The sequence below is a fragment of the Hymenobacter swuensis DY53 genome (assembly GCF_000576555.1).
Taxonomy (GTDB): Bacteria; Bacteroidota; Bacteroidia; order Cytophagales; family Hymenobacteraceae; genus Hymenobacter; species Hymenobacter swuensis.
In genome coordinates this window covers 2269315-2282330 of sequence record NZ_CP007145.1, presented here as the reverse complement: position 1 = coordinate 2282330, position 13016 = coordinate 2269315, and the positions used below count along the sequence as shown (strand labels likewise).

Genomic DNA, 13016 nt, shown 5'->3' with positions numbered 1-13016 from the left:
TACGATAAAGGCTGTATGCTGGCGTTACACCGCTGGTCGGGCGGGGCGGCGTAACTACTCGTTCAGCCTTTGCATTGTACCCCGACACCGGTAACTCCTTAATTGTTTTTCTTTTTCGTATTCTCTCTCATGAACTATTCTTTGCTAACTTCTCTGCTTACTACAATCTGCGGAAGCGGATTAATCACTGGCACTGTTAGTTGTGTTTCTCAGAATAAATATACTACGCTGCAAACACAGTACACCGATGTGGCCTGGTCACGCGACCAGCTGCAGGTAGAAAAAACAGTTCTGCTGGAAGAAAAAGCCCGCAACAAGGAATCCCTGCGTACCAGCTTACTTTCCAAAAACCAGTGAGTGAATGAATTAAATACCAACCTGAACGGAGCACAACAGGAAAACGCCCAATTATCAGCCGATTTGCGCGGCAAGGAACAGCGGATTGCCGATACGCACCGCATTCTGGATCAGAAATGCCGCTGTGAAAGCCCTGCGTAAGAAAGTAGCTGATGTCCTGTTGGGATTTAATGCGCAGAATTTGCAGGTAGATGTGCGTAACGGTAAAGTATATGTATCGCTTGCCGAGTAACTCCTGTTCAAATCGGACTCTACCAAAGTAGATCCGAAAGGCCAGGAAGCCCTGCGCAAACTGGCCACAGCCCTGAAGGAAAACCGGGATGTGAACATGCTGGCAGAAGGCTACACCAACAATGTACCTATTGCTAAAGGAACGGCCGGCATACGCGACAAGTGGGATTTGAACGTATTGCGAGCCACGGAAATCAACCGGCTTCTCCCACAGTCCGGGTTACCGACAACGCAGGTAACACATTCATAGTGTGCGCAATAAGCCCCCCGTATCCCACAACAATCCCCCCGCCACCAAGGCCTTCAGCCGCCGCACCAAGATTATTCTACCCCCGAAGCTTGACGAGCTATTTCAAATTCTGAAGCAGAATTAACGACTGCCTGTCGCCGAATAAATACAGCCTTTTCCGAGCACCTGAAGAGGTTGTTTTTATATCGTAAAATTAATTTCTCCGGCCCATTGACGCAGAATATTAACGGGCAGATAAGCGTAGCGGCAGCCTGCTTATGCTTTCACCCGGGCAGATTACACGGCGTCAGAAGAAACCTAGTTGGCTTACCATCGTATGGAGTGCTGAATTCAGATGCGTCGCTATTTCACCGAAGGCTAGCTTCATTTTTTAAATATCTTGACGGTCATTATAGCGTACCAATTGTTTTTTTCAAGCAGGCGTTAAATCGTTTTAAGTGTGCTATTTGTCAACTCCGAAAAAAACCTTCACCTTTGACTCCCGATTTTCTCTTCAAATATTATTTTCAGTCCCATGGCAACTGCTGACCTGAACAAATTGCAACAAATTCTGGCTAACGCCGAAGACAATGACGCCGTACTGACGCAAATCCGGAAGCACGTAGCGAAGGTAAATGAGCTGATGAGCGAGCTGAATACCATGCTCGATCCTGAGTACAAAGTGGAGAAGAAAGAGCGTAAGCCCCGCGCAGTAAGCACCACCGGTAAACGCCCCGGCCGCCCTAAAAAGAACGCCAGCGCCGAGTAATCCGGCTTTGCTATTCAGCAAAAACCCCGACTACCTTTTTACAGGGTAGCCGGGGTTTTCTGCGTTTGGTGGCAACTGCAGGAGGAACCGCTCCATTTCCTGCCACTGCTGCCCATCGTGGTGGAAGAAGGCCAGTTCCCGCAGCCAGCCGGCCGTCTGGTACGTGCGGTACGCAAATTCCTGCTGCAGACCAGGAACCAGCTCCGGCGGCAGGTCACGGGTGGCCAGCGTGACATGGGGCACGAACGGGCGCGTGGGCGGCGGCACGGCCGGCAGTTGCTGCCGTAGCTGAGCATAGAGGGCCGCGTGCAGTTGTTGCAGCCCGTTATCCTGCGTTACCCGCACGTACAGGGTCCGGTCCTGAAACCAGGCAAAATCGTCCAGTTGAAGCGGACAGGCAGCGTGCTGCGTAGCAAACCGGGTTAGCACTGGCAGAGCTTCCGTGGCAAAATTTGTAGGTTGGCGCAGGGGCGGCATCAGGGTAATGTGCGGCGGCAGGCGCACCGCGTTGCGACTCCCTGTGCGCTGGTGCACTTCCTGCTTGAGACTCCACACCTCACTGTGCAAGGGCTCGGGCAGCAGCAGGGCCAGCAGATATTGGTACATTGGCAAAACGGTTTAATGCGAAGCTTTTGCACACAAAGCCCCGTACCGACACACTACGCGAATGGCAGCGGCTGGTACGGGGCAAAGACCATGAAAAGCGGCCGTTTACAGGCCGTATTTGCTGATAAGGTACACCAAAGCGGCCATGCTGGCGCCGCCCAGTTCCAGTTCGCGGCGGTTGACTTTATCGAACGTGTCAGCGGCGGTGTGGTGGATGTCGAAGTAGCGCTGCGAGTCGCAGTCGAAACCGATAAGGGCTTTGACCTGGCTTTTCAGGGGCTCTATGTCGGTGCCGGAGTGACCGGGCTGAAACTCGGCGCTGCCGTAGGGGCGTAGCAGCGGCTGCCAGGTCTGGATTTTGCGCACGGTAGCGGGGTCGGCCTCAATATTGAAGCCCCGGGGCGTAAAGCCGCCTCCGTCCGACTCCATGGCGGCCAAGTGCTGTTCACCGAGGGACTTGGCCTGCTCAGCGTACTTGTTGCCGCCGCGTACGCCGTTTTCCTCGTTCATGAACAGCACGGCCCGCACGGTGCGCTCGGGCCGCAGGCCGGTGGCCTTCAGCAGGCGCAGCACCTCCATACTCTGGGTGCAGCCGGTACCATCGTCGTGGGCACCCTGGCCCAGGTCCCAGGAATCGAGGTGGCCGCCAATGCTAATGATTTCCGCCGGGTATTTGGAGCCCTTGATTTCGCCAATGACGTTGTAACTCTTAGTTTCGGGTAGCTGGCGGCAACTCATTTCCAGCTCCACGGTCAGGTCGGGGTCAGCTTTCAGTAGCTGGCTAAGCTCATCGGCCCCGTTGGTGCTAAGGGCGGCGGCGGGCACTTTGCTCCCGTTCTCGTCGTAGCGCATCATGCCGGTATGCGGGAAATCGTCGTGGGCCAGTGACAGGCTACGCACTAGTGCCCCGATGGCACCACGCTTGGCGGCCTCGGCGGCACCGCTGCGGCGCTGGTCGCCGGCTTCGCCGTAGGCCCGGCCGGTTTCTACGTACAGCGGGTTCATAGGACGGTTGAAGAACACGAATTTGCCCTTCACCTTGTCGGCGGGCAAAGCGGCCAGTTCTTTCAGGCTTTGCACCTCAATTACCTGGGCTTTCAGCTTGCCGTTGGTACCTACCGAGCCGCCCAAGGCGCACACATTCAGCAGTAGGCCCTTGCCTTTGGAGCCTTTCACCTGGGCTTTTTCCTTCGCGCCCCGCTCCCAGTGCGGCACCATCACCTCCTGCAGATATACCCGGTCGAGGCCCATTTTTTCCATCGTCACCTTGCCCCACTGCACAGCCTGCTCGGCCTGGGGTGAGCCGCTGAGCCGGCCGCCAATCTGGCCGGTGAGGTAGCGCAGGTTTTCGTAGCTCTGCCCATGGGCCAAAGCCTCATCGTAGATTTTGCGGATGGCCACCGAGTCGGTAGTGGTAGTTTGAGCGGTGGCGGCCAGCGGCGCGGTGGTTAGCAGCACAGCGGCCAATCCCAGGGTCCGGCGGAAGAAAGGTGTACGCATCAGGAAAGGAGAGAAACAGGAATTTGCGTAAATGTGCCCAATAGAACCGAAACCAACCGCAGGGTTGCCTGTGCCTAGTGGCTTATACTTAGTGGCTGACGGCCCCGTAGCGACGGGCAGTGGCAGTGGGCTGTTGGGTGGAGTCGCGGGGAATGCGCACTTCCAGCAGATAATCGTACTCATTATCGCCGATAGTGGGCACGGGCCGGACGGCCCCGAAGGCTTCCACCGTTTCGAGGATGGTATTGGAGTGTCCTACCACCAGTACGCTGCGGCCCCGGAACTCGCGGCGGATGCGGGTAACCAAGGCGGCCAGCTGCCGGGCGTCATAGGGTTGCACGGGTAGTCGGAGCTTATCAGCCAGAGGCTGGGCGGTGCCTTTGGTGCGGGCGGTAGCAGTGCTGAACACGCCCGCCACCATCACGTTACCTTGCAGCGAGTCGCGTAGGGCCAGGGCACGCTGTTGCCCGGCAGCAGTCAGCGGTGGGTCGGCCAGGCCGGGCGTCAGCTCCTTCTCGCCGTGGCGCACGATGTACACGTGGGTATCAAACTCTTTGGCGTAGTGGTTTTGCCACACCTGGCGGCCACAGTTGCTGCCCAGCAGCAGTACCAGCAGCCCCAGCAACCACACCCGGGACGAAAAACGGGAAGAGAAACGCATACGCAGGCAGAATTACAGATGAAAAAATCGGGCGTGAAGCAGAACCGTTCCAGAAGACTCACTGCCTCACGCAAGCAGGCACTTACCGCAAAGTCAAAATCTGATGCAGCTCGGCGGCCGATACCGTTAGCAGGCCCACCTTGGGCAGGCGGCCGGTGAGCGTGCGCCAGTTAGGCTCCTGCCGGAACACCGGGCGCAGCAGCTTCAGGGCCTCCAGCAAGCGCTGCTTGTTGGCCAGACTGATGGCGTGCCAGTACTGCATTTCAAGGTTACGCGGGAAGAGTTTCTCAGCGGCTTCGTATTCCTGGATGGCCCCGGGCACGTCGTTGCGCTCCACGGCCAGGTCGCCGGCGTTCATGTGCTCGTAGGCCCGATGCAGGCGCAACAGCCGGCCCAGCTCCTGGAGGGGCTCGGCCGCATCTTCCACCCGCAAATCCACCAGCCGGTCGGTCCAGGGCTCGGCCGTGGCCTGGGCCCGCACCACCAGCAGCGCCGCCGACTGCCGCCCGCGAATGTCGCCGCCGGCGGCCTGGGCTGCTTCCAGGGCCGCCAGCACCCGCTCGGGCAGCGGCAGAGCGGCGGCGGCCTCGTAGGCCTGGGCCATGGCGGCGGGCACCTGGTCGGTGAGCATCATGTTGGCCTGCACCGAGAACTGCGGCCCGGTTCGGTGGCCGGCAAAATCAATGCACTTGATCCCGGTATGCACGGCCACCTGGCCGTTGCGGTCCACCACGGCTACTTGGCGCACATCGCGCCCCTCGTCGGTGCGCAGCAGCTCGGCCAGGGTCTGCTGGGCCGACTGGCCGCTGCGCAGCAGGGCTAGCCCCCGGGGCCCGAAGGATTTGTTGGTGAATGACTGAGTGGCAATGGCCCCCACCCCGGCTTCGGCCCAGCTCACACTGGTACCCACCGAAAACCAGTGACTCTGCACGGCCACGGCCAAGTCGCCGGTTTGCGGGTCGCGGGCCACAATGCTGTAGGTATGCGCTAGCGGATCGGTAGCGGAGTACACTTGGGCGCGCACCGGGCGGGTGAGGCCGCTCAGCAAAGCCAAAGCCAGTAACAGTTGTTTCATGCAGGCAAGCTAAACAGGATTGTAGGGCTGGTGCAACTGCTGAGCGAGGCAGCGAAACGGCGAGCGGCTACGGTTCAGCTTATATCTATATTTTTAATTCAATTTAAACCAGCCGGATTACCATTCCGATTTTGAACTGTAGTTTTGCAAAGTGGGAACTCAGATCTGTCCTGCACACCTGCCTGAACTGTACCTTATCATTTCCTATTATGTCACCACGTATTCTCCTTGTTGCGGCCAGCCTGGGCCTGAGCCAACTGGCAGCGGCGCAGGCCGTCAATAACGTAACGGAAGCTGTCACCAGTTTCGGCGGTTTCTGGCAAAGCTCGGCCACCGCCAAAAACCCAGTCAAACCCAATAATTCGCACGATTTACTGGCCTTCTCGCTGAACAACGTGCGGTATTCCACCGGGGTGGATGACGCGCTGCTGGGCACGAATAAGCTGACGTTCACGCCCGCCCAGTTCAAGGCACTGCCCGTACTGGCCCTCAGCGGCACTGTTGGTGGCAACACCAAAGTTGGTCTGGGCGAGCTGTATGATAACGTGGCCAATGGGGCCAGCTCCCCGGCCCCGGCCAACGATATTCCGTTCTATTTGCGCGACGGCCGCAATGGCCTCAACCTGGGTACGGGCGCGGCCAACGTGCCTAGCGGTACCCTCGACTTCTCCATTTCTGAGGTTGTCGCCACCTCGTTGGGTGATGGCACACCGGATATTCTGGTAACGCAGATTGCCGATCCGGCCGGCTCCCAGGACCAGTATCAGTTTCTGGATGCCAACAACCAGGTTATCGGCAACACCGTGACGGTGACCTTCACCAGCATTGACCCGGTAGGAAACTGGACGGCTGACTTCTACGAAGCCTCCCAGCGACCCATGTCCCTGACCACCGGCTTCCGGCAGACAGACCGGGACCTGCGTCTCTGGGCCGCCGATTTGAGTGCCTTTGGTATCACCAGCGTCAACGTAACCAGTATCCGTAAGTTTCGGGTGCTGCTGAGCGGCAATAGTGACCTGGCTTTTGTGGCCTACAACGCCCAGACAGCTACCTTCTCCAACCCGCCGCTGCCCGTGCAGCTGACCTCCTTCGGGGGTCAAGCCACAGCCACATACTCGGAGCTTACCTGGAACACGGCCCAGGAAGTGAATTCGGAGGCGTTTGAGGTGGAAGCCAGTGCCGATGGTCGTACGTTCCGGCCGGTGGGTCGGGTAGCCGCCGCCGGCAACTCCACCCAGGCGCGCCGCTACACCTACCGCCATGCCACCACTCAGGCCGGCCCGCGCTACTACCGCCTGCGGCAGCTGGACCGAGACGGCACCAGCGCCTACTCCTCCGTGGTGACGCTGACAGCCAAACGCACCGCCGGGGCTCCTACCGTCACGGCCGCGCCCAACCCCTTCCACGACAAGCTGGAGTTGTTCGTGAGCAGTCCCGGCGCGGTGCCCGTCTCGGCCACCGTTACCCTCACCACACTAGCTGGCCGCACCGTGTATACACATGATTTCAGCGGCCGCCTCAGCCAGGCGGCGGTGTTGGAGTTGCCGGGCCTGCCCGCGCTGCCGGCCGGCCTGTACCTGGCCCGAGTAATCCTGGATGGCAAGGTAACGGTACTGAAAGTAGAGAAGAGATAAGCTCCCGGCCCCTATATTGGGTATTACCAAAAAGGTCCTCCCCGGCTGGGAGGGCCTTTTTTGTTGATTTGCGTTTACCTTGCTTGCCCTATGCCCCAGGACGCCCCCGTTATTGAAGCCCACCATCTCACCCGGTACTACGGTGCCCAGGCCGTGGTGCAGGACGTATCCTTCACCCTGCAAGCCGGCGAGACGCTGGTGCTGCTGGGCCCCAGCGGCTGCGGCAAAACCACGTTGCTGCGCATGCTCAACCGCCTTATCGAGCCTGACGCCGGAACCGTGACCATCAATGGGCAGGACGTGCGCCAGCAGCAGCCCGAGCAGCTACGCCGGGGAATCGGCTACGTGATTCAGCAGGTGGGGCTCCTCCCGCATTATACGGTGGCCGAAAACGTGGCGGTGGTGCCGCAGCTGCTGGGTCACCCCGCCGCGCAGGTGGCGGCCCGCACCGAGGAGCTGCTCCGGCGCCTGCACCTGCCGCCGGAGCGCTACGGCCGGCAGTACCCGCATCAGCTTTCCGGGGGACAGCAACAGCGCGTGGGGCTGGCCCGCGCCCTGGCCGCCGACCCGCCCATTATTCTGCTCGATGAACCCTTCGGGGCGCTGGACCCCATCACGCGCGCCAGCATCCGCCGCGAGTTTCGGGAACTGCCGGAGCTGCGCCGCAAAACCGTGGTACTCGTGACCCACGACGTAACGGAAGCCTTCGAGCTGGCTGACCGGATTCTGCTACTTAATGCCGGCCAGACCCAACAGCTGGGCACGCCCCACGAGCTGCTGTTTCGGCCCGCCAACGACTTCGTGCGCCAGTTCTTCGAGGCCGAGCGACTGGGCCTGCAACTCCGGACACTGCGGCTGGCTGACGTATTGACAGATGAACTCTCATCCTCGCAATCAAACAGCATAAACCATTACCAATCAGATACAAATACACTACCACCTAGCGCAACCATTCAAGCAGCGCTAGAGCTACTTAGTCAGCCATCGGCCACGCACGGCCCGCCGGCTCCGGAGCCGATGGTGTGGGTAAGTGCCCCGGGAAACCGCCCCGACCTGGCCCCACGGCCCCTCACCTACGCTTCGCTCATGACGGCTTTCGGCCGGGCGGTGCAACAGCTTTCAACCGTATGAACACGCTCACGGAACTGCTCACCTTCTGGCAGGCCCAGGCCGATAAGCTGGGCCAGCAGACGGTGCAGCACATCGGCCTGACGGCGGCTTCGTTGGTACTGGGGGTGCTGGTGGGCGTGCCGCTGGGGTTACTGCTCACGCGCCGCCCCCGGCTGGCCCCATGGGTGCTGGGCGCGGCCGGCGTGCTGCAAACCATTCCCAGCATTGCCCTGCTCGGCTTCCTGATTCCGGCTTTGGGCATCGGGCCGGGGCCGGCTATTCTGGCCTTGTTCCTGTACTCCCTGCTGCCCATCGTGCGCAACACCCTCACCGGCATTCGGGGGGTAGATGCGGCCGTGGTGGACGCGGCCCGGGGCCTGGGCCTCACCGACGGGCAGGTACTGCGCCGGGTGGAGCTGCCGCTGGCCCTGCCGGTGCTGCTGGCCGGCATCCGGACGGCGGCCGTTATCAATGTGGGGGTGGCCACGCTGGCGGCCTACATTGCGGCGGGCGGGCTGGGCGAGTTCATCTTCGGCGGTATTGCCCTGAATAATCCGGCCATGATTCTGGCCGGGGCCATTCCGGCGGCGCTGCTGGCGCTGGTATTTGATGCGGCCCTGGCCGGCGTGCAGCACCTCACCGGCCGCCGCCTGGTGTGGACCGGGCGGACGTTGCTGGTAGCCCTGCCCCTGCTGGCGGGCCTGTACCTGCTGCCCCGGGCGGCCAGTAAGCTGCTGGCCGGCTTTAGTCCTGAGTTTGTGGGCCGCTCCGATGGGTTGCCGGGCCTGCAACGCCTCTACGGACTGCGACCGGCCTCGGTGGTGCTGGCCCCCGCTTTGGTGTACGAGGCCGCCCGCCACGGCGACGTGGACCTGATCGACGGGTACTCAACTGACGGCCGCATCCGGGCGTACGACCTGCAGGTGCTGCGCGACGACCGGCACGCGTTTCCGCCCTACCAGGCCGTGCCCGTGGTGCGGCAGCAGGTGCTGCGGCAGCATCCGGAACTGGCGGCAGCACTAGGCCGCCTCGCCGGGCAGCTTTCCGATTCGATGATGACGGAACTGAACTACCGGGTCGATTACCGCCACGAAACGCCCCAGGCCGTGGCCGAGAGCTTTTTGCAGCGGCGCGGGCTGTGGCAGGCGGCCCGGCCGGTGCAGGGCCCGGTTATCCGGCTGGGCTCTAAGATTTTCGGGGAGCAGTACATTCTAGTGGAGCTCTACGCGGCGCTAATCCGGGGCTACACCAACCTGGGCGTGGAGGCCAAAACCGGCCTGGGCGGCACCACCATCTGCGCCGAAGCGTTGCGCACCGGGGCCATTGATATGTACCCGGAGTACACCGGTACCGGGCTGCTGGTGGTGCTGCAGCCTTCTGCCGCCACCCTCGACTCCCTGGGCCCCGACCCGGCGGCAGTGCTGGGCTACGTGCGCCGCGAGTACCGTCGCCGCTACCAGTTGGAGTGGCTGGCCCCCATCGGCTTCAACAACACCTACGCTTTGCTAATGCGCCGCCGCCAGGCCCGGCAGCTGGGCATTGCCACGGTATCGGAACTGAGTGCTTTTCTGCGGTAGCCGGCCCGGAAAGTTACGCCGTTCAGCCCACAACCAGCCGGCGGTAGAGTTGCACCAGCCGCGCCTGGGACACGCCCAGCCGATAGAGTAGCGTGAGCAGCATGAAGCTGGCCTGCAGCCGCACTACGCCGTTTTCCAGGTACTTTCGGGCCGAGGTGGTCACGCTGGCCGGCAGCACCCAGAACGGGCCGTACCGCCGCAGCCGGCTCACAATTTCCTGGTCTTCCAGCAGCAGCAGCTCGGGCCGGAAGCCACCCGCCTGCCCGAACACTTCCCGCCGCACAAACAGGCTCTGGTCACCGAACCGGATAATATCCACATCAAAACGGGTACACCACCCGCTCAGTCGCAGAAGCCAGTGCGGGTGGTCGAACCGCAACCGGAAACAGCCGCTGCCTGCCCCAGCCGCCACCGCCGCCCGGATGGCCGCCACAAAACCGGCCGGTGGGTACGTGTCGGCGTGCAGAAAGTAGAGGATGACCCCGGTAGCCGCTGCGGCCCCGCAATTAAGCTGGACGGCCCGGCCGCGCTGCGGACACCTTACCAGCCGCGCCCCATAGCTGCGAGCCACGGCGGCAGTAGCATCGGAGCTGCCACCGTCAGCCACCAGCACTTCCACGTCAGTATTGACCTCGACCCGCAGATACTGCAGCAAAGCCGGCAGCCCGGCCGCTTCGTTGTAGGTCGGGATAATGATGCTGACTAAAACCGGCGCGGCGGGAACGGGTAACACGGTGTAAAAGGCGGCCAAGAAATCAAGTAGTAGCGCAAGGTAAAGCCCTTCTGCGGATGCACCGCCGCCCGGCTGGTTTCCTGGCAGCCGAGGCCGGCTTCATCTGTCCTTCACCACGGTGCTGCGTATGTTGCACCATACTTTACGCCCGCCCCATGCACGTTCTCATCATCGAAGACGAAAAAAGTCTGCACCACGAGGTGCAGCAGTTCCTGGTTCAGTCTCAGTATCTCGTCGATTCGGCGTACACCTACGCCGAGGCGTCGGAGAAAATCTTCGTCAACAGCTACGATTTCGTGCTGCTGGACTTGGGTCTGCCCGGCGGCGACGGCCTGGATCTACTGCGGGAGGCCCGGCGCAATGACCGGCAAGAGGCTTCCTTCATCATCCTGACGGCGCGCGGCACCATTGATGACCGGGTGAAAGGGCTGGACCTGGGGGCCGATGACTACCTGCCTAAGCCTTTCTCCCTGCTGGAGCTGCAAAGCCGGATGCAGGCCATCACGCGCCGCAAATTCGGGCTCAAGCGCCAGGAACTCACCTTCGGCAACGGGTTCCTGCTGGATGCCACCGGCCGCACCCTGCGCTACCACGACCAGGACGTGGTCCTCACCAAAAAAGAATTCGACTTACTGCACTACCTGCTGCTGCACAAAACCCGCGTGCTCACCCGCTTGCAGCTCGGTGAGCACCTGTGGGGCAACGTGCTGGAAGACGATTCCGACTCCAACTACATCGACGTGCACATCAAGAACCTGCGCAAAAAGCTCGGCCAGTTCGCCCCCGCCGACTTCCTCGAAACCGTGCGGGGAATAGGCTACCGCATGGCTGGTGACAATTAAAAATTGCTGATACTTCACTTAGTCCCGACCTCCCGGCACCTTAATAGAAGAGAGGCAATTCCTGATTCATAACTCAACCACATGCGTCTCGAAGCGAAGCTCGCCCTGTTCAATGCGTTGTCGAAGCTGCTGCTGGTGTTGCTGGGGGCGGTAGTGATTCCGCCCATCGTGAGCCGGGTGGCCGTGTCGCACACCGATCAACGCCTGCACGAGAAGCGCACGGAAGTGCTGCAGCTTATTGAGCGAGACGGCATTTCCACCTTCGTACAAGGCGAGGCCTACGCCGATTATAACATTCTCAAGCAGGAATACATTACGCTCACGCCGCTGCCGCCCGAAGGCGGGCACCGCCCCCACCCGCCCCGCATCTTCGACGAGCCCCGGCAGGTGGATAACCAGGTGGAGGATTTTCGGATTCTGAGCCAGCAGTTCACCAGCGGGGGCCGCAATTACCGATTGGAAATCGGCTCGTCCCTGGCCACCGTGGAACTGCTGACCGACACGCTACGGCGTATGGCCCTGTGGGTGCTGGTGATTGGGGCGCTGCTCACCATTTTCACCGATGCCGCCTTTGCCCATTACCTGCTGCGGCCGTTGCGCCGGCTCATCAGCAGCAAATTGCAGGGCGTGCATCACCCCTCGGCCTTCTCCTACGCGCCCCTGGAAACCACCACCACCGACTTCCGCCGCCTCGATGACAGCCTGAGCGAAACCATGCGGCGGGTACAAACGGCCTTCGAGAAGGAGCGGGAGTTCATGTCGAACGTATCGCACGAGCTGCTGACGCCGGTGAGCATTCTGCAGTCGAGGTTTGAGAATATGCTGCAGGACCCCACGCTGGGCCACGCGCATTCCCTCAAAATCGTGGATTCGCAGAAGACCCTTTACCGCCTGCGCAACACGGTAAAAACCCTGCTGCTGATTGCCAACATCGAAAACGAACAGTACCTGCGCGACGAGTCCGTGTCGTTGGCCGCCGTGCTGGCCGATGTGACCAACGAGTTGGAGGACCGGCTGGCCCAACGCGAAATCCGGCTGCTGGAAGAGTTGCGGCCAGATTACGTATTGCCCGAAGCCAACCGGACGCTGCTGTTTACTCTGTTGTTCAACCTGGTCAGCAACGCCATCAAGTATAACCGCTGGGGCGGCAGTATCACGGTGCAGGGCCGACCCGAGACGAGCGGTTACCGCCTTTCCATTACGGATACCGGCCCGGGCATTGCGGCCCAGCACCTACCCCATTTGTTCGACCGGTTCCGGCGTTTTCAGGCCGGGGCTTCGGCACCCGAGGGTTACGGGCTGGGGCTGCCCATCGCCAAAACCATTGCCGAATTCCACAAAGCCACGCTTACGGTAGAGTCAGAAGAAGGCAAGGGCACGACGTTTTCCTTGCTGTTCCCGTAGGCTGATTCACGCGGCCTTCATCCGGGCGAAAGTAGCTTTGGCCACCGCCGGCTTCCTTCCCACCCGACCATGAAAAAGCTCCTGTTCTGGGCCGCCTTGCTACTGGCCGCACTCTGGCTGGGGCAGCACCTGCTGCCGCCCGCGTTACCGGTGCCGCCCCATCTGGCGGCCGTTCCTGTCGTGCGCAAACCCTACCATCCTCCGCCCCAGCACCCCAAACGCGTCACGCTTCCGGGAAAGTGGTGAAGTTGTGAAATGCCGTTCTGCTTGCGTTAACTGGGCAGATTG

The 13016-nt window shown here is 61.2% G+C and carries 14 protein-coding genes; 9 read left to right on the top strand and 5 right to left on the bottom strand.

Features of this window, described 5'->3' with window-relative positions; genetic code table 11:
- Nucleotides 1-129 precede the first annotated feature (129 nt).
- The 3 genes from HSW_RS24260 to HSW_RS11055 all read left to right on the top strand — a co-directional run bounded on the left by HSW_RS24260 (nucleotide 130) and on the right by HSW_RS11055 (nucleotide 1586).
- Complete coding sequence (locus HSW_RS24260) at nucleotides 130-357, top strand: hypothetical protein (RefSeq protein WP_155832930.1); 228 nt, start codon at nucleotides 130-132, stop codon at nucleotides 355-357.
- Nucleotides 358-592: 235 nt separating this feature from the next.
- On the top strand, nucleotides 593-838 hold the full coding sequence (locus HSW_RS25190; protein WP_081768371.1) for an OmpA family protein: 246 nt from the start codon (nucleotides 593-595) through the stop codon (nucleotides 836-838).
- 514 nt (nucleotides 839-1352) lie between these two features.
- Nucleotides 1353-1586 (top strand): hypothetical protein, encoded by a 234-nt coding sequence (locus HSW_RS11055; protein WP_044001972.1) that lies wholly within the window; start codon nucleotides 1353-1355, stop codon nucleotides 1584-1586.
- A 30-nt stretch (nucleotides 1587-1616) separates the two neighbouring features.
- On the opposite strand, the gene HSW_RS11050 is transcribed toward HSW_RS11055, so the two are convergent.
- The 4 genes from HSW_RS11050 to HSW_RS11035 form a co-directional block, all read right to left on the bottom strand.
- Complete coding sequence (locus tag HSW_RS11050) at nucleotides 1617-2192, bottom strand: 2'-5' RNA ligase family protein (RefSeq protein WP_052346355.1); 576 nt, start codon at nucleotides 2190-2192, stop codon at nucleotides 1617-1619.
- Nucleotides 2193-2297: 105 nt separating this feature from the next.
- A complete protein-coding gene (locus HSW_RS11045; RefSeq protein ID WP_044001971.1) occupies nucleotides 2298-3692 on the bottom strand; it encodes a M28 family peptidase in 1395 nt (464 codons plus the stop codon).
- A gap of 88 nt (nucleotides 3693-3780) precedes the next feature.
- Nucleotides 3781-4353, bottom strand: coding sequence for a SixA phosphatase family protein (locus HSW_RS11040; RefSeq protein ID WP_052346354.1), 573 nt, complete (start codon nucleotides 4351-4353; stop codon nucleotides 3781-3783).
- Between the two features lie 82 nt (nucleotides 4354-4435).
- Nucleotides 4436-5428 (bottom strand): DUF1028 domain-containing protein, encoded by a 993-nt coding sequence (locus HSW_RS11035; protein WP_044001970.1) that lies wholly within the window; start codon nucleotides 5426-5428, stop codon nucleotides 4436-4438.
- A gap of 209 nt (nucleotides 5429-5637) precedes the next feature.
- Between HSW_RS11035 and HSW_RS11030 the strand changes: the two genes are divergently transcribed.
- The 3 genes from HSW_RS11030 (at nucleotide 5638) to HSW_RS11020 (ending at nucleotide 9749) form a co-directional block, all read left to right on the top strand.
- Nucleotides 5638-7062, top strand: coding sequence for a T9SS type A sorting domain-containing protein (locus HSW_RS11030; RefSeq protein WP_044001969.1), 1425 nt, complete (start codon nucleotides 5638-5640; stop codon nucleotides 7060-7062).
- A gap of 90 nt (nucleotides 7063-7152) precedes the next feature.
- Nucleotides 7153-8193, top strand: a complete 1041-nt coding sequence (locus HSW_RS11025; protein WP_044001968.1) for an ABC transporter ATP-binding protein — start codon at nucleotides 7153-7155, stop codon at nucleotides 8191-8193.
- A complete protein-coding gene (locus tag HSW_RS11020; RefSeq protein ID WP_044001967.1) occupies nucleotides 8190-9749 on the top strand; it encodes a glycine betaine ABC transporter substrate-binding protein in 1560 nt (519 codons plus the stop codon). Before HSW_RS11025 ends, HSW_RS11020 begins: the two co-directional genes overlap by 4 nt.
- A 22-nt stretch (nucleotides 9750-9771) precedes the next feature.
- On the opposite strand, the gene HSW_RS11015 is transcribed toward HSW_RS11020, so the two are convergent.
- Nucleotides 9772-10500 (bottom strand): TIGR04283 family arsenosugar biosynthesis glycosyltransferase, encoded by a 729-nt coding sequence (locus HSW_RS11015; RefSeq protein ID WP_231501392.1) that lies wholly within the window; start codon nucleotides 10498-10500, stop codon nucleotides 9772-9774.
- 137 nt (nucleotides 10501-10637) lie between these two features.
- On the opposite strand from HSW_RS11015, the gene HSW_RS11010 reads away from it, so the two are divergent.
- From HSW_RS11010 to HSW_RS24255, 3 genes are all read left to right on the top strand, one after another.
- Nucleotides 10638-11324, top strand: a complete 687-nt coding sequence (locus tag HSW_RS11010; protein WP_044001966.1) for a response regulator transcription factor — start codon at nucleotides 10638-10640, stop codon at nucleotides 11322-11324.
- A gap of 81 nt (nucleotides 11325-11405) precedes the next feature.
- Nucleotides 11406-12728 (top strand): sensor histidine kinase, encoded by a 1323-nt coding sequence (locus HSW_RS11005; protein ID WP_044001965.1) that lies wholly within the window; start codon nucleotides 11406-11408, stop codon nucleotides 12726-12728.
- Nucleotides 12729-12797: 69 nt separating this feature from the next.
- On the top strand, nucleotides 12798-12974 hold the full coding sequence (locus HSW_RS24255; RefSeq protein WP_155832929.1) for a hypothetical protein: 177 nt from the start codon (nucleotides 12798-12800) through the stop codon (nucleotides 12972-12974).
- The last annotated feature ends 42 nt before the right edge of the window (nucleotides 12975-13016 follow it).